This is a genomic window from uncultured Zoogloea sp. (assembly GCF_937894855.1).
Taxonomy (GTDB): domain Bacteria; phylum Pseudomonadota; class Gammaproteobacteria; order Burkholderiales; family Rhodocyclaceae; genus Zoogloea; species Zoogloea oryzae.
Genome location: NZ_CALAYQ010000116.1, coordinates 1 through 16,542 on the forward strand (window position 1 = coordinate 1; position 16,542 = coordinate 16,542).

General features: G+C 61.1%; 13 protein-coding genes and 2 pseudogenes. 1 reads left to right on the forward strand and 14 read right to left on the reverse strand.

Annotated features, from left to right (window positions below; all coding sequences use genetic code 11):
• Nucleotides 1–240: 240 nt before the first annotated feature.
• From Q0672_RS13385 to Q0672_RS13445, 13 genes are all read right to left on the reverse strand, one after another.
• A complete protein-coding gene (locus Q0672_RS13385; RefSeq protein ID WP_298622938.1) occupies nucleotides 241–3,150 on the reverse strand; it encodes a TIR domain-containing protein in 2,910 nt (969 codons plus the stop codon).
• Nucleotides 3,151–3,169: 19 nt separating this feature from the next.
• Nucleotides 3,170–4,315, reverse strand: coding sequence for a patatin-like phospholipase family protein (locus Q0672_RS13390; protein WP_298622941.1), 1,146 nt, complete (start codon nucleotides 4,313–4,315; stop codon nucleotides 3,170–3,172).
• A 33-nt stretch (nucleotides 4,316–4,348) separates the two neighbouring features.
• Nucleotides 4,349–6,334 carry a tetratricopeptide repeat protein gene (locus tag Q0672_RS13395; protein WP_298622943.1) on the reverse strand — a complete coding sequence of 662 codons (1,986 nt, stop codon included), beginning with the start codon at nucleotides 6,332–6,334 and terminating at the stop codon, nucleotides 4,349–4,351.
• 159 nt (nucleotides 6,335–6,493) lie between these two features.
• The gene (locus tag Q0672_RS13400) at nucleotides 6,494–6,940 is read right to left on the reverse strand and encodes an SRPBCC family protein (RefSeq protein WP_298622946.1); all 447 of its coding nucleotides are present in this window, start codon (nucleotides 6,938–6,940) and stop codon (nucleotides 6,494–6,496) included.
• Nucleotides 6,941–7,081: 141 nt separating this feature from the next.
• Entirely contained in the window at nucleotides 7,082–7,318 is a 237-nt protein-coding gene (locus Q0672_RS13405; protein ID WP_367179961.1) for a VOC family protein, read from the reverse strand.
• 112 nt (nucleotides 7,319–7,430) lie between these two features.
• Complete coding sequence (locus Q0672_RS13410; RefSeq protein ID WP_298622948.1) at nucleotides 7,431–7,862, reverse strand: hypothetical protein; 432 nt, start codon at nucleotides 7,860–7,862, stop codon at nucleotides 7,431–7,433.
• Between the two features lie 575 nt (nucleotides 7,863–8,437).
• Nucleotides 8,438–9,529 carry a DUF3644 domain-containing protein gene (locus tag Q0672_RS13415; RefSeq protein WP_298622950.1) on the reverse strand — a complete coding sequence of 364 codons (1,092 nt, stop codon included), beginning with the start codon at nucleotides 9,527–9,529 and terminating at the stop codon, nucleotides 8,438–8,440.
• Nucleotides 9,530–9,618: 89 nt separating this feature from the next.
• Entirely contained in the window at nucleotides 9,619–10,242 is a 624-nt protein-coding gene (locus Q0672_RS13420) for a hypothetical protein (protein WP_298622952.1), read from the reverse strand.
• Nucleotides 10,243–10,475: 233 nt separating this feature from the next.
• Nucleotides 10,476–11,402 (reverse strand): hypothetical protein, encoded by a 927-nt coding sequence (locus Q0672_RS13425; protein ID WP_298622954.1) that lies wholly within the window; start codon nucleotides 11,400–11,402, stop codon nucleotides 10,476–10,478.
• Nucleotides 11,403–11,523: 121 nt separating this feature from the next.
• The gene (locus Q0672_RS13430; protein ID WP_298622956.1) at nucleotides 11,524–12,090 is read right to left on the reverse strand and encodes a hypothetical protein; all 567 of its coding nucleotides are present in this window, start codon (nucleotides 12,088–12,090) and stop codon (nucleotides 11,524–11,526) included.
• On the reverse strand, nucleotides 12,083–12,421 hold the full coding sequence (locus Q0672_RS13435) for a hypothetical protein (protein WP_298622958.1): 339 nt from the start codon (nucleotides 12,419–12,421) through the stop codon (nucleotides 12,083–12,085). The genes Q0672_RS13430 and Q0672_RS13435 overlap by 8 nt, the downstream gene beginning before the upstream one ends.
• A gap of 676 nt (nucleotides 12,422–13,097) precedes the next feature.
• A complete protein-coding gene (locus Q0672_RS13440) occupies nucleotides 13,098–13,493 on the reverse strand; it encodes a VOC family protein (RefSeq protein WP_298622959.1) in 396 nt (131 codons plus the stop codon).
• A 98-nt stretch (nucleotides 13,494–13,591) separates the two neighbouring features.
• Nucleotides 13,592–14,902 (reverse strand): hypothetical protein, encoded by a 1,311-nt coding sequence (locus tag Q0672_RS13445; protein ID WP_298622962.1) that lies wholly within the window; start codon nucleotides 14,900–14,902, stop codon nucleotides 13,592–13,594.
• A gap of 154 nt (nucleotides 14,903–15,056) precedes the next feature.
• Between Q0672_RS13445 and Q0672_RS13450 the strand changes: the two are divergent.
• Nucleotides 15,057–16,054 (forward strand): annotated as a pseudogene (locus Q0672_RS13450) (integron integrase).
• Between the two features lie 15 nt (nucleotides 16,055–16,069).
• Here Q0672_RS13450 and prfC read toward each other — a convergent pair.
• Nucleotides 16,070–16,542 (reverse strand): annotated as a pseudogene (prfC, locus tag Q0672_RS13455) (peptide chain release factor 3); the annotation flags it as partial.

The window sequence follows — 16,542 nt, forward strand, 5'->3', positions numbered from 1 at the left end:
TCTGGCTCATCGAAGCCGTTTCAGGAGGGAGGAGTCCATCTCATTGACCTACAGGTTCTTGGGGGGTGGTTGACGGGTGGGCAGGTCGTCAATGTCCTTCGATGCTCAGCGTTTTCATTGCCCGGGGGCATGTTGCGGAATGCCCGTAATCGCTTCCCTGTAGGTCGGACTTCAGTCCGACATCGCGGCTTGGTGAGGGCGGCTTGTCGGACTGAAGTCCGACCTACAGGTTCGTGGGGGTTATTTGGTTGGTGCGGGCAGATCGGGGCATTGGGGTAGGTAGTCGATGTCCTTGGATACCCAGCGTGTCCATTGCTCACGGCTCATGTTGCGGGTGAGCTTGCCGCACAGCATGCCCGGCCAGCGGGCGGGGCCGGCCCACAGGTGGAGGGCGCCGTTGCGGCTGGCGGAGTGGATGAGCTGGCCCTTGTTGCGGAAGGCGACCCATTGCACGGCGTCGGTGTGGCCTTCGAGGGGCCGGCCGACGGGGACGCCGGTTTCGGCGTGCCACAGACGCAGGGTGCGATCCCAGCTGCCCGATGCGAGGTGGCGTCCGTCGGGGCTCACGTCCACGCTGGTCACCCAGCGGCGGTGGCCTTCGAGGGGTTCGCCGACGGGCTCGCCGGTGGCTGCATCCCAGATGCGCAGGGCGTCGTCGGCGCTGCCCGAGTAGATGCGCTTGCCGTCCGGGCTGAAGGCGGCGGCGAGCACCCAGTTGTCGTGGCCGGTCATGGGGTGGCCGATGAGCTGGCCGAACTGCTGGCCGGGGGTGACGTTCCAGTGGCGCAGGCTGCGGTCGGCGCTGGCCGATACAAGCCCGCGGCCGTCCGGGCGCCAGGCGAGGGCGGCGATCCAGTGGTCGTGGCCGACGAGGGGCGGGCCGGCGGGGCGGCCGTCGGCATGCCAGACGCGCACGCTGGCGTCCCAGCCACCGGTGGCGACAAACTTGCCGTCGGGGCTCCAGGCCAGCGCCGAGACGGGGCCGGGGTGGGCGGCGACGGGTTCGCCGATCGCCTCGCCGGTGCGCCCGTCGGCCAGGCGCAGGCTGCCGTCGTAGCCGCCGGCGGCGAGCCGGGCGCCGTCGGGGCTGAAGCGCAGGGCGAGGGTGGGCGCGGGCCACGGAGGCAGGGCGATCTCGCCCGATGGCACCTCGTCGCGGTGGTCGGCGGCGTTGCCGTTCTTGTCATCCTGTTCGCTGGCGCGGTTGGCGGAGACCCGCCACAGGTGCAGGCGCAGGTCTTCGCCGGCGCCGGCGATGCGCTTGCCGTCGGCGCTCACCGCCAGGCTGACGAGCTGCCGGCTGCCGCTGGCGAGGGGCGCGCCCACCGGCGAGGTGGTGCGGGGGTTCCACAGGCGCAGGCTGCGGTCGAGGCTGATCGAGACAATGCGGTCGCCGCCTGCCTGGGTGAAGCGCGCCGAGGTGACGGCGTCGCCGTGGCCGGCCAGCGGCTCGCCGAGGGGGGCGCCGGTGGCGGCGTCCCACAGGCGGAGGGTGCCGTCCTCGCCGGCGGAGAGGATCTCCCGGCCGTCGCGGCTGAAGGCGACGCTGCGTACCAGGCCGTCGTGGCCGACGAGGGGCGGGGCCGCCGGGCGGCCGCGGGCCACGTCCCAGATGATGAGGGTGTCGTCCCAGCCGCCGGAGACGAGGCGCTTGCCATCTGGACTGAAGGCCACGCAGCGCACCGAATCGGTGTGGCCGGTGAAGGGCTTGCCGATGGCGCGGCCGGTGGCCACGTCCCACAGGCGCAGGGTGTTGTCGTTGCTGCCGGTGACGAGGCGCTTGCCGTCGGGGCTGAAGGCGACGGCGGTGACGGCGTCCCGGTGGCCGGTGAGGGGCGGGACGGTGGGCTTGCTGGTGCGCACGTCCCACAGCATGGCGGTGCGATCGTCGCTGCCTGACGCCACGAGGCTGCCGTCGGGGCTGTAGATGGCGCTGCGCACGGCGTCCATGTGGCCGGTGAAGGGGAAGGCGAGGGCCGGTTCGAGGGTGGTGTCGCCCACGTCCCACAGGCGCAGGGTGGTGTCGTTGCTGCCGGTGATGAGGCTGCGGCCGTCGGGGCTGAAGGCGATCGCGCGGGTGGTGTTGGCGTCGGCTTCGATGGGCGCGCCCAGGGGCGTGGCGGTGCGGGCGTTCCAGAGCTGCAGGGTGTGGTCGTCGGCCACCGTGACGAGGCGCTCGCCGCCGGGGCTGACGGCCATGGCGATGAATTCGTCGGCGGTGCCCACGAGGCGCACCAGGAAGCGTTCGTGGCGCAGGCTGGCGAGGAGCTCGCCTTCGGCCTCGGCATCGGGCGGGCGTTCGGCGCCGCCCAGGCGCAGGGCGGCGAGGAGCTGGAGCAGGGCGCGCTCGTCGGGATCGGGGCGCAGCCCGGCGAGCATCGCGGAGGATTCGGCGCGCAGGCGCAGGCCGGTGGAGTTGCGCAGCTCGGCCACGGCGCGGGCTTCGGCGCGCTGGGCGCGCTGGGCTTCGGCGAGGGCTTCCTCGGCGTGCACGCGGGCCCGGTGCTCGGACCAGATCGAGCTGGTGGTGAGGGCGACCAGCACCAGCCCGACGCCGATCTGGGTGGTTCGCCACCACTGGCTGGCGCGCATGTGGGTGGGGGCGAGGCACAGGCGGGTGACCACGTCGCGGCTGGCGATGCCGTGGGCGACGGCGTCGAGGGGCTCGTCGAGCCAGATGGTGTCGCCCACCGGGAGCCAGCTGCTGATGGCGGGGACGAGCTCGGGGTCGGTGAGCGCGCCGTCGATGCTGATGGGGATGATCGGCCGGTCGGGGTGCAGGGCGCGGAAGGTCTCGACCTCGGTCTTCACCCAGCCGGGGCGCTGGAGCATGCCCTTGTTGGCGATCACCACCAGGATGCGGGCGCGGGCGAGGGCGCGCTTGAGGGTTTCGTTGAGCTCGTCGCCGGGGGCGGCTTCGTCTTCGCTGTAGAACACCGCGAAATCCCGCTCTCGCAGCTGGCGGGCGAGGTCGGATGCGTAGGACTGGGTGCCCCGCGGCAGATGGCCGAGGGCGAAGGAGATGAACAGGTCGTAGCCGAACAGCCGCGCGGCAAAGGAGTGCCGCTCCTTGGGCGGGCGTCGCCGGTGTTCCGCCGGCTCGGGGGCAGCCGGCGGGGCGTTCTGGAGCGGGGAGGGCGGGTCGTTCATGGGAGGGCGCCGATGGGGTTCAGAGGAAGCCGCGCAGCTGCTGTTTAACATCCACGTAGCGCCTGGCGAAGGCTTCGCCGACCCGCCGGATCTCGGGGATGTGCTCGATGGAGTCGAGCGTCTGCACGTCGGCAGACTTGACGTCGGAGAGGCCCAGGGCGTCGAGGCCGGGCTGGCTCACGTCCGGGTCGTAGCGCACGTAGGCAAACTGCTTGGCGCCGGAGAAGGTGCCATCACCCACCAGATCGCCCACTTCCCGGTCGATGGGGCGGCCGAAGCGGCATTCGCCGAGCACCCGGCAGGCCATGTCCCAGCCGGCCGCGGCGGCGTTCATCAGGGCGCCGGGCACGGTCTTGGCGGCGTCGAGCAGCCACATGTCTGCGGGCTTGAGGCCGGGGCGCACGGCCGGCGTGCTGCCGGTGCCGGTGGAGACGATGAGCAGCTGGTCGGTGCCGGTCTTCCAGTTGAGTTTGTAGGGCGCGGCGGTGACCATCTGGAAGGCCAGGAAGGCGGCGTTGTTGTAGGTGGTGACGCCGCCATCCACAAACACGAAGTCGTAGGCGTCCTTGCTCTTGCCGAGGGTCACGACCTCGGGCGGGAAGTAGGTGGGCGCCGCGGTGCTGGCGCGCACCAGCTGCCACAGGGGCAGCAGCAGGTTGCAGTCCTTGCGATTGCGCTGGTTGTACTTGGCGAAGGGGTTGTTGCTCACCGGCCAGGGCGAATCGGTGCTGGCGTTCCGCATCACCATCATCAGCACCGAGCGCAGGCCGGGGCTGCCGAGGGTGGTGTCGTCGCCCAGCGCAGCGGAGAACTCGGTCTGGAGCTTTTTGGCCAGCGGCTCCTTGTTGTAGGAATAGTGCAGGCGCTTGAGCAGCGAGGCCTTGTCGAACATCTGCTTGCCGCCATCCACGTAGAACTTGCGGATCTTGTCGGTGCTCATGCCCGCGGCGATGCAGGCGGCGATGATCGCCCCGGTGCTGGTGCCGCACACGAAGTCGAAGTAGTCGCACAGCAGGAGGTCGGGTTCTTTGAGTTCGGTGCGCAGGTCGGCTTCGAGCTTGGCAAGGATCTCGACGCTCATCAGCCCGAGGATGCCGCCCCCGTCGCAGGAGAGGATCTTCTTGGGGCCGGGTGCGGTGATGCGCTTTTCGAGGGCGGAGGGCATGGCGGAAATCCTTTCCTTGAGTGCTTGAAGGGGCTACCACATCTTGCGGGTGTCGAGCCAGGTGACCTGCCCCGTGCGGCGCTTGACCTCGTCCACCATGTGCTGAGTGCCGCCGGGGCCGTCGCCACCGCTGCCGTTCCACAGGCAGATGAAGCGGGTGCGCTTGATGCCGCAGGCCAGCGCGCTGTTGAGGAGCCAAATGTTGCAGCGCTCGAAGGCGTTGAGCGCGTTGCCGTGGCTGTCGCGGGGCAGGGGGCCGAGCTCGTCGGGCATCACCCGCGGCGGCAGGCACAGGGGGTTGTCGCGCAGGGCGAGGAAGCGCTTCCTCCAGTCGTCGCCGTTGGTGGCGGGGAGCACCGACGCGGTGATGAACTCGGGTTCGGGCAGGGGCAGCAGGAGCTGCACCTTCATGCCGCGGGCGATGGCGGCCTCGGCAACGAGGATGTCGCCGCCGGAGGCGCCCTGGGTGAGGGCGAGATCGGCAGCGGTGGCGCCCAGATCGTCCAGCGCCTTGGTGATGGCGGCGGCGGCGATGGGCTCCTTGTCGGCGGGGAAGCGTGGCTGCTTGCGGTCGGGCGCGTCGACCATGTGGCCGGAGAACAGGAAGACTTTTTCGGGCTTCCAGCTTTCGGCGGGTTTCTGGAGACGGCCCAGGGCGCGTTCGAAGGTGGCGATGCCGGCGCCAACGCGATCTGGCGCAAAGCCGATGGACTGCAGCAGGCGCAGCTGGCCGAGGGTGGAATCGAGGGAGAACCAGTCCCGGTCGGCGAGGGCGATGGCCTCTTTGTAGGCGCGGGTGACGGTGGCGGCATCGCCGTCCAGCACGGCCAGATCGCCGAGGGTGGCGCGGCCCCCGTAGTTGTTGCTGGCGAGCAGTTCGCAGCCGGTGGCCCACGATACGCCGCCGCTCAGGCACGCAAGCTGGGCGTCGTAAGGCGAGGGCTGGCCGGTGAGATCCCGGTAGAGGTGGATCAGGGTGAGGGCGTTGATGCCCGAGTAGTAGTGGCCCGGCGCGGCGCGGAAGGCGGTGACGTAGGATTCGATGGCCGTGAGGAGCAGGGCGTCCTCGTAGCCGGCGTCGCTGCGTTTCTGCTCGGGCGTGCTGCCGTCGCGGTTCCAGGCCTCGACCCAGGCGTCCTTGTCGAGCCGGCCCAGCAGGGCCCAGGTTTCGACCTCCCGGGGGTGCTCGGCGAGGATCTTCTTGTAGATCGCCCGGGCGTCGTCGCTGCGGCCGATGCGCTGCAGGCACATGCCCCGGTTGCGGGCCGCTTCGAGGTTGGTGGGGTCGAAGCGGCAGGCGGCTTCGAACTGCTCCAGGGCAAAGTTGAAGTGCCGGCCCTTCATCAGGGCCTTGCCGGCCAGGAGCCTGGCTTCGACCCGCAGGGCGGTGACCGGGGCTTCCTCGGCGAGCACCAGCACGTCTTCGGGGCGCTCGGCCCTGCGGGCCCGCTCGATCCAGGTGCTCCAGTCGTCGTAGTGGCGCCAGAACTCCCGCGCGGCGCCGGCCCGCAGGGATTTCCAGTCGGGCTCGGTGAGGTTGGGCAGCAGTGAATACACCGGGCTGACGATGCGTTCGGGGCCGGCGGCGAGGGTCTCGCGGGTCATCTCGGCGAGCGCGTCGATGTCGGCGGCGAGGAAATCCGGATCAGGCGCGCCGTCCTTCAGGTGATAGCCGAGCTTGCGGTCGGTGTAGATGTCGAAGGGCTTGGTGCCCCGCGGGCCGAGGGTGAGGACCACGCCCCGGGCGCGCAGCGCGTGGCGCACGCCCAGCTCGTACCACACGTTGGGGTTGTCGAGGGTGAGGTCCACCAGCACCAGGTCGGCCATCAGGAGTTCCTGGAACATGTCCACCCGGATGTCGCCGGCGCGCTGTTCCTCGTCGGCCCGGATCACGTCGAGCCCGGCTTTTTCGAGGGCAGGGCGCAGGAGCTCGTCGTAGATGCGGTTGAAGTAGATCAGCTTGCCGTCCGGGTCGGCTTTGGTGCCGAAAGGCATCGCGACGAAGGCGTGGAGTTTCATGGCGGCGGGGCTTTCTGGGGCAAGGATGTTTATCCGGATGGCTTGTCCATCTTAGCCCCGGGGACGACAGCCTGCCAAGGAAGGTGGGCGCGAAAAACGGTCGGCATCATGGTGTGTCTCCTGTCGCTGGATGATTCAGCATAGCGGCCGGTGGGGTGGTCAGCCGCGGATTTCGGGTTCCACAAGCTGGACGAGCAGCTGAAGCGACTCCTGCCAGCCCAGGTGGCAGGCTTCGAGGGGGATCACCGCCGGGATGCCTTCCTGGACGATGTGGAGTTCCACCCCGCAGAACACCTCGCGGATGACCACCGTGGTCTGCATCTGGCCGGGCAGGTTCGGGTCGTCGAAGGCGGCGGTGTAGCGCAGCTTCTGGTTGGGTTCGAGCTCGAGATATTCGCCGCCGAAGCTGTGGCTGTGGCCGGTGGTGAAGTTGGTGAAGGACATCCGGTAGCGGCCGCCCACCTGGGGTTCGAGCTGATGCACGGTGCCGACGAAGCCGTGGGGCGGCAGCCACTTGGCCCACGCGGCGGGGTCGAGGAAGGCGCGATAGACGCGCTCTGGCGTGCTGCGGATGACGCGGTGTAGCTGAACCTGTTGGGTGGACATGATCGCTCCTGTGTGACGAGGACATCCCTCTGAATGACGACGAACGACGTGGGCGGTTTTCGACACCGGGCGATCCGTGACGCGAGCCGCGCAGTGGTGTCGGTGGTGGCAGGCGACCGCTGAGGCAATCGCCCCGGTGACTCAGGCCGGCGCTTGGCAGACCACGCACAGCTCGTTGCCATCGGGGTCGCGAAAATACGCACCGTAATAATCGGCATGGTACTGCGGGCGCAATCCCGGAGGCCCTTCGCAGGTGCCTCCGTGCGCGAGGGCGCTGGCATACGCCGCACGTACGGCTTCGCGGCTGGGCGCAAGAAGGGCAAACATCTGTCCATTGCCCGGACGATGCGCTTCCTGGTCGAAGGGGCGACCGATCAGGAAGAGCGGTCGCGGATCGCTGCCTCCAGCAGATCGTGGCTCGCTTTGCGATCACGATCCAAGCTCAATCGTTGGGCTTGCGATGGAGCACACGAAATCTCACGATCATTCCCTACTCGTCCGGCGTACAGCCGACGAGTTTGACCGGCATCGCGATTCCCCCAGCGCTGTTATGGTCTTGTGACGGGGAGATCAACCGGGATGGGGCAGCGTGGTGCGGCGCAGAAGCGGCTGGCTGGCGGCGCCCCGCGCCACCAGCCGTTTTATGGGCGACGGATTGCGGTGACTCACCGACGCCGGCCGACCTCTGCCCCCTGTCTTGCAATCGCTGCACGACGTCGTGCACATCCTGCAGGACATCCTGCGATTTTTGCCGGACATCCGGCGACGACAGCCAGACATCCGGCAACGGCTGCTGGACGTCCAGCGATGACAGCCAGACATCCTGCCATGGTAGCCGGACGTCCATGAATGATCGCCGGATGTCTTGCAATAACTGCTGGATGTCCGGCTGTGCTTGCAGGACATCCAGCAACTGCAGCACGACGTCCTGCAATGAGTGCACGACGTCGTGGAATGATTGCCGGAGGGGAGGACGGGACGCCGGGGCAACGTGGAAATGGCCGGAAAGCCGCGCTGGGCAAGGGTTGCGATGGGCCCGGCCCCGTAAAGGAGCCTGTCAGAGTTTTTTGTGTTTGAGGCAACGTTCAACGTAAGGGACGCGCCGCTTGCGGCGCGTCCCAGCGACCGAAGGGCGCGCCTTGACCGAGGTGTCAGGCATGGCGCAGACCTTTAAATAGCCAACACAGCAGAGGAATGCCGAGAACCACTACGCCAAGAGCGCCCGCAACAACACTACCAGCGAAGGCGTCGTGGGTTGTGCCGCCTGGGATAAAGATTGAAGAGATTGCGACGGGCGACAACACAGCCTGGACACCCAGGAGCGAAAGAGCTGAGACCACCATGAATAGCACGGGGCGCGCGACAAGGCGCCAGGCAGCCACGCCAGCTATGAGCGCAAGAATGAGCGGCGCGAGGACAAGGGCAGAGAGAAGAGCCTCTGACATTGGAGCGCCTAACGTTTGAATTCAGGGGCCGGCGGTCCCCTGCAACGAAGGGTTAGCCCTTCCGTCTCCGAGCGGTCGGAACGAGCTTGGTTCTGTGGCGTGCCCAAACATCTTCAATATCCAGTTCCTCCTTTGCCTGTCGCAGCTTGTCCAATGCCTTCTTCGAATAGCCTTTGAACACTTGGCTCTTCTTTCTCAGCTCCTTGTAGCACTCGGGATCAGCTTGTAGATTCAGCTCATAAATCAGTGCGTGGGTCCGTGGCCCGGTCAGGGATAGCTTCGATGCGAGATCATCTCGGCTCATCGTGTAGACGTCCCATGGATCGATCTGCTGTTTGATGACCGTTCCGGCGACTTCTTCTCCAGGTTTCGCGATGCGAACAGCGATTGGCGCATCCTTGGAGATTCGCATGGTGATTGGGATTCCGCTGCCGTCTGTGCTCAATCGGAGTTGCGCGACCTCGGGGAGAATTACCTCCCATTCGTTCTTCTTTCTGCGCTTGGCGATGGCTGCGGCGATCTCAGTTTCCGGAACCCGCTGTCCTCCGTCGCGAGACCCGACAGTAAACGCCAGAATTGTGCGAAGTCTCGCTGCGGCCGCTGCGCCTTGACGTTTTCCGCTAGTCAGCAAGCGGTCGACTTCCGCCAATTCGTTCGCGAATAGAGTCACCAAGTCCCTGGGGGGGCGAATTGAGATTGGGAGAATTCGGCTTGGCAGTTTGTCCGATAGGGCAACGCCGAAAACCTTCTTTAGCAATTCGTTAAAGAGAGTGACGCCGGACTGTGCATGCACGTAAAGGATGTCCTCGGACATCTCCACATAGTAGTGTGCAGCCTGATCGCGCTGCGCATCAAGAATGGAGAGCGTAGCTCTTTCGTCCGTAGTGATGACCTTCAATTGCTCAGTCGCCACTGTAAGGCATCGGTCGAATCCGTAGGTATATCGCTTCTCTCGGTCGTGAATACTCCCGGTACTTTGAAGAATGGATGCCTTCAACAGCATCTCAAAGGCGTGTTGCATCAGAATCAAGACACCGTGCGTTCGGCCTATTTCGGTAGGCCGATTAAATAGCTCGATTGCCAGAGTCAGCGACTCAGTACCCTTTTCGAGCAACGGCGCCACGTTCTTCTTTAGCTTGGGCATGACGGATGGGGAGGAGGGCTAACGTTTGAATTAACCGGCCTGCGCGGCTTTTCGCGCAGGTCCGGTGGAATGATGGGTTGGGGCTCGGGTCAATTCTTCACCCGAACCGGCAACGCTCCAGTGCATTTTTGCAACGAGTCCGTCAGTGTCTCCACCATCGTTGATAGGTGCTCCTTCATTTCGCCTTCGGTGGAATCCGTCTGTGGTTGTGGAGCAATTTGAATTGCAGCCACCTCAAACCGAACGGCACCTCTTGCAAAAATGCGATGCACGGACATTGAAAAGAGACCGCCCTTTGGCGGGATGAACATTTGCATACCGAGAGGGAACGGACCGAGTTCTGGTATGTCGGACTTAACGTTGTTCATTCGAACACCGACGGTCTTTCCAAAACTTGTCTTGAGGTCAGACACCTCCAGCACGGTCGGCATATTCTTTACTCGTTCCTGCATCATCCGCCGCATTGTCAGGATCGTTTCCACATCCTCTTCCGCCGATCTTCCCATCGGAAGGGACGAGAACGCCACCGCCAGAAGAATCTTTCCCGGATATTCGATCGCCGCTCGGTAAACCGTGTTGTTGTTGTACATCGCCTGCGTAAGGTGTTCGGCCGTTTCCGGGGAAGGAGCAGTCGCGCAGTAAACGTCAGAGAATGACAAGTGGCCTTTCCACATTCCCTTTGGCAAGGCAGCGTTGTAGGACTTGCTGCTCATTTGATAGCCCTGACCATAGACACCCGAGGAAAACCATAGGCAGGTAAGCAAAACGGCAAGGAATTTAGATATAGGCATTGGATAGGTACTGTAATCGTGAAGAGCCCCAACGTCGAAGGTAACGGGCGCCCAAACAGTTGGCGAAGCTGGCTGTTTGGGCGCCCCCGTTGACCGTAGTGTTATGTGGCATTCATTGTTGGTTGAATATCATTAGTCTTGCAATATCAGAGTGATCATATCAATTTCGCCATCTCAACCACTGCCTTTCCGACAGCCGTAATGAGACCAAGAGTTGTTCCAAGGTGCGCAAAAATAGTCTTCTTATCTTCAACACTCTTTTCTAGAACGTGCATTGTGATGAACTTAAAAAGCCGGAATCCCTCTCTTAGCAAGAACAAAGCAACGATCAATATTAGATAGATCAGAGTTGGCAATAAGATGGTCGAAACAAATAAAAGCTTCGATGTCAAAATATGAAAAGCGGCACATCCGTACGTGAAAGCATTCAGGAACGATGGGTATAACTGCCAGTATCCATTGGCACTAACGATTGAGGCGCTATCGAATTGATCTGCGATGTATACAGCGTTGTAGAATAAAACTACACATGCCACTATATCCAGACATATCAGCGCCAATAAGAAATAATTTGTTTTTGTTAGTGCCTTTGAAAGAATAAGAATGGTTACAAATATTGTGGCAAAATCAAACGCAATATTAACTGGCACGAGATAGGCAATGGTTTGCATGCCAGCCCAGCCCCACCCAATTTTCAATGTTTCAAAGAAAGAAAAGCTTTGTTCTGTCATCCAGCCGGTCTGATGATTACATGCCTGAAGCAGGGCCAGTCCCAATGCCCGGCCACCCGGAACGGTGATTATAGTAAGCACAAGACTGAGTAAGAATGAGCGTAAGAAAAACGTAGGCGAAAATCCAGAACCTAAGACAACGTTTTTTCCTTTGATATAAACGCCAACCGCAATTCTAGGAATGTCGATGATTTTCAAGTCATCGAAGAACACCCACCAGCGAAGAGCTAGTTTATCGATAGCTTCAACATGTCTCGCAAGAAGCAGACTGTCGATGCCCGTACCAATGGCTGCTAACGTCCCTCCGATCACTATGGCTAGAGCCAAACCGTTTAAATCAATGATTGTCATCAATTCACCATAAGCGCCACATCTTCGATCAGCCCAGCAAACTTCCTCGGTGACACATAACGTCTGAATTCACCGGCCTGCGCGGCTTTTCGCGCAGGTCCGGTGGAATGAGTTGTTAGGGCTACTTCCATAGCGCGAACAGAGCGGAAGCAATCATGCTTGAAATTATGCCGACAGCGAATGCAAGAAATGCCAAATAGACTTCTCGCCGAGAGCCAATAGACCTGGCGGCCAAGTAACCTTGATTGAGCTTTTCGAGAACATCAACGTCGTTGGACAATTCGCTAAGCACTTGATGCACTGTGCCGAAGTTCAGTTCGGAAACCGCGGCTACCGTACCTTGAGCCATCTTGATCTTATTTAGGAATGCTATAACATCGGGATCACTCAATACCTTCGCATGGCGTGACTTGCGAATCTCAGTAACAAGCTGACTGCTCCTCGAAAATAACGCCTGTAGATTGTCCAGCGTAGCTCTAAGTATGTGGTCTAAGGCTTTGTCAAACTGCCTATCCGGGTCGGCGGATGATTCGACACTTAATCCTCTAAAAAGGTGATCCACAGCACTCTCAATTTCAACAAGAGAGGCGAGGTTAAGGCCACCGTTAGCCAACTCCACAAGAATTCGAGACTGCTTGTACACCAAGTAGGCTTCGGAGAGCTTACGTACTGAGGCGATCTTATCCATGGGTTGCCTCCTTCTCTTTGAGTTTCCGTAGCTCGTCTCTCAATTCATCTTTGCTCATGCCTGATTGAGTAAGTCCCTTGATTTTTTCAAGCTCAACCTGATACTCAGGCGAGAGCATAGACAAGTGACCGACCTTCTGAATTAGAACGAAGACCAGTACGCATAAGAAAGCAAGAAACAGCAGCAGGAAGCCGAATATCACGATTGAGGGAGTCGTGATCTCCTTTGAAATGAGCGCCGTGTACGACTGAAGGCCAAAGTACCCAAAAACCGCAAAGTATGGATACGGTGAAGTTATTACTGCGCCAATAGCTTGTATGACTTCCTTCATTGGAGCGTCCTAGGTGATTGAGTAGCCCTAACGTTGGAGCTATGCGGCCTGCCGCTTGCGGCAGGTCCGCTTGAGCGCAGTGTTAGACGGGGGGTAACTACGGCAGCACCCCATGTTGAGGCCGGCGCGACGGAGCACGCCGGACCGATGGAGAAAACTGTGTGTAGCGCGAGCTGGCACCTGGCCCCCACGGTGCTTGGCGAGGCGATGAGGCCGACGCGATGTACAAAACGTGCCGGCACCGGTTGCCGAAGCCGCAATGGCTGGCATGAGTGACGACGGAAAATGAGGTCGACTGTTCATGAGCGATCCGAACCGCCTAACGTTGGAGCTATGCGGCCTGCCGCTTGCGGCAGGTCCGCTTGAGCGCAGTGTTAGACGGGGGGTGACTACGGCAGCACCCCTTGTTGAGGCCGGCGCGACGGAGCACGCCGGACCGAAAGAGAAAACTGTGTGTGGCGCGAGCTGGCACCTGGCCCCCACGGTGCTCGGCGAGGCGACGAGGCTGACGCGATGTACAAAACGTGCCGGCACCGGTTGCCGAAGCCGCGATGGCTGCCGTGAGTGACGACGGAAGATGAAGTCGACTGTTCATGAGCGATCCGAACCGCCTAACGCCGGAAATCAGCGGCGCGGGAACCGCGTCCGCTGCATTGACATGTTAGAGCCCGCACGCTCACGTTGAATACGGCGCGTGGACAAGGCGCTCAGAGACCCACCAGATATTGCCATGCGGATCTTTGATGCCGCCTTGACGGTCGCCATAGGGCATGTCGCTGACCTCCATTTCCAGCGTGCCCCCGGCCGCAAGCGCCTGTTCCATAGCCTTATCAGCGTTCTCGACGTAGATGTAGCAAGCCATTGGCATGGGTGCGTACTGGCCGCCAGCCTCGCTTGCCATGATGGTGGATGTGCCGATGCGAACCTGCGTATTGGCAATGCAGCCGTCGGGGCGCAAGCTGCGAAGCACTTCGATGCCACCAAAAGCTTTGACAAGGAACGCAACGAATTGGTCGGCACCCTTGACGAAAAAGTACGGCGTGATCGTATTGAAGCCGGGCGGAATGTACATGATTACCTCACGATTTCTTGCGGGCGCTAACGTGCAAAATCACCGGACGGCAAAAAGCGTAGCTTTTTGCCGGTCCGGTGGATTGTGATGTTAGCCGTTTACAAGCCATTCAAATCAGTAGGTATTTGAGGGCGGAGTATCAGTGTATTCCCCGACTCGCTTACTTGATAGAAAGCTTCTGTCTGAGATCCCGCAATAGCGCGCTCCAAGCCATGCCATGTGCGGAGCCTTAAGACAAAGCTCTCTCGATTCGCCGGCAAGGCGAGAGGGATATCGCTGGTCCAACCCATTTGCCCTCCAACTGGAGGCTGGTCGTTGACTACCTGTCGTTCCATATATTCTTGCCAGTGCCAAATGCAGTGTTGGTAACCGGGAGCATTCGGATTTGTTAAGGTGCTTATTCTTCCGACTCTTATTTCGATTGCGAACCCATGCTCGTTGTTGCTCTGAAGATGGCACCCTCTTCCGGCCTTACCCCAAACCCTGCCTTGATGCAAAGAACCTATAACCATACGCCAACCGTTGTCGTGCGGACCTTGCGTCTCTGTACGACTATCATCTCGGCCTGACCAGTAGAATTCACGTTGTCCATTCCAAGTATCTCGAACCGTATCGCGAGTTCTAAACTGCAATGTGTAGGTTCCAAGTTTTTGCGGTAACTGCATCACTGCAATTTCTGTTGAGCGGCGCTCTTTTCTCCCCCTGAAAGAATCTGCGACTCTTCCAAAAAAACCATCTGATGGGTTTAAGTAACTTAATGTCAGTTTCGCGAAACTGGTTGCCTCTGGCTGATACGAAAATTCACTACTTGAAATCGTGAACACTGCCTCTTGTTTAGATAGCGAGACACGCTTAGTGGGCTTTCCGCTTGGCAATATCAGTTGAGGATCTGCATCATCAAAATTAACCCCACGGACCGTAAATGAAATGTCTCCGGTCATACCTGGGTAAGCAATTCTTGGCGCATAGCGAAAAAGCGCAAGCCCACCGTCAAAAATCCGAACATCAGCAATCGTCTGGTTTGCTAGTTCTGCAAACTTTGTCGCTGCTTCCATTTGCGCGGCGACATCCTGGTTTAGCTTTTGCGCTAAAGAATTGGCATCTGAAAAGAATTTTCGCTGAGAATCGTTTAGTTCTCTGAATGCTTTATCCAAGAGATTGGAGTTGGCTTTTTCCCAGGTATCTATAACGCTCTTAAGTTCGGTGCCACTCTTGAATAGCAAGTAGTTTCCTGTGTTTTGCGCTTTGTCTATCGCATCATTGATCAGAGTGCGGATGCTGTTTAATAGAACCGCTGTCTTTGCGCCTTCAACAATGGCAGCTCCTGCAACTATCGGCTCAGCAAGCAACGGAGTTGGCGGAAAAGCTAGTGCGGCAAGAGCAACGGCTATTGTGAGTGCGTTTCGCATGGAATCCTCCTGTTGGGCTGTGGTTGGAAAAGACGGCTAACGTGAAGTAGACGACAAATGTCGCGTCTGGGGGCTTATGCGGCTGTCGCCTAATCTGTCAGATTGTGCTAAGTTGATGTACAAAAATACAGTGCAGTCGGAGCTTTGCGTCATCATGTCGTCTACCCTTCTTGCGGCTTCTTCCCCGGCGCCTCGCTTGCTGGACCTGGTTCGGAAGCGGGTTCGGGTCAAGCATTACAGTCTGAGAACCGAATTGGTATATATAAAATGGATTAAAGACCACGTTTTCTTTTATGGCAAGCAGCATATCCGCGGGACATGGGCAAGGTAGAAGTGGAGGCGTTTCTGGGTGCCCTGGCGGTGGAGCGCAACGTGAGTGCGGCGACGCAGACACAGGCGTTGTCGGCTTTGCTTTTTCTGTATCGGGATGTCCTGGGTATCGAACTGCCGTGGCTCGATGATCTGGTGCGCGCGAAGAAGCCCAGGCGTTTGCCGTCGGTGCTGACACGGGCAGAGGCGTCGGCTTTGCTCGGCGCGCTGGATGATCCGGATGTGGTCCTTCCTGCGCGGCTGCTGTATGGCGCTGGGTTGCGGCTTCTGGAATGCCTGCGCTTGCGCGTCAAGGATGTGGATGCGTCTCGACGGGAGATTCTGGTGCGCGATGGCAAGGGGCAGAAAGACAGGGTGACGATGCTGCCGGAGAGCCTGGTGTCACGGATGCTGGTGCAGCTGGAAGCGGTCAGGCAGCTGCATGCCAGGGATCTGGCGAACGGGCATGGTGAGGTGTGGTTGCCCGATGCGCTGGCGGTCAAGTATCCCTGCGCTGCCGCGGCGCTGGGCTGGCAGTACGTGTTTCCTGCGGCGGGGTTCTCGCGGGATCCGCGGAGTGGGGTGGTGCGCCGCCATCATCTTGATGAGCGGCGGGTTCAGCGGGCGGTCAAGAGGGCGGCCGAGGCGGCGGGCATCGTCAAGATGGTGTCGCCGCATACTTTCCGACATTCATTCGCCACCCATCTGCTGGAGTCGGGTTACGACATCCGTACCGTGCAGGAGCTGCTCGGGCATTCGGATGTGAAGACGACCATGATCTACACCCATGTGCTCAACCGGGGTGGGCGAGGGGTGGTCAGTCCCCTCGATATCGCGCAGTGATCCGGCGCGCCGGCCTCAGTAAATCTCCCGCGTCTCCAGGAACTTGATGTTCGGGAAGCGTTCCTGGGCCATCTGCAGGTTCACCCGGTTGGGGGCGAGGTAGACGTAGTCGCCGTTGCCGTCCAGCGCCATGTTGGCGGGGGATTTGTCGGCGAGGGCGCGCAGGTCGGCGTCGGAGCCGCGCAGCCAGCGGGCGGTGGCGTAGCTGCAGGATTCGAACATCACGTCCACGCCGTATTCAAACTCCAGCCGGTGGGCCACCACGTCGAACTGCAGGGTGCCCACGGCGCCGAGGATCAATTCGTTGGTGGTGGTGGGCCGGAAAAGCTGGGTGGCGCCCTCTTGGGCGAGCTGCTCGAGGCCCTTCTGCAGCTGCTTCATCTTGAGGGGGTTCTTGATCTGGGCGCGGCGGAAGTGCTCGGGCGCAAAGCTCGGGATGCCGGTGAATTGCAGGTCTTCGCCTTCGGTGAAGGTGTCGCCCAGGTGGA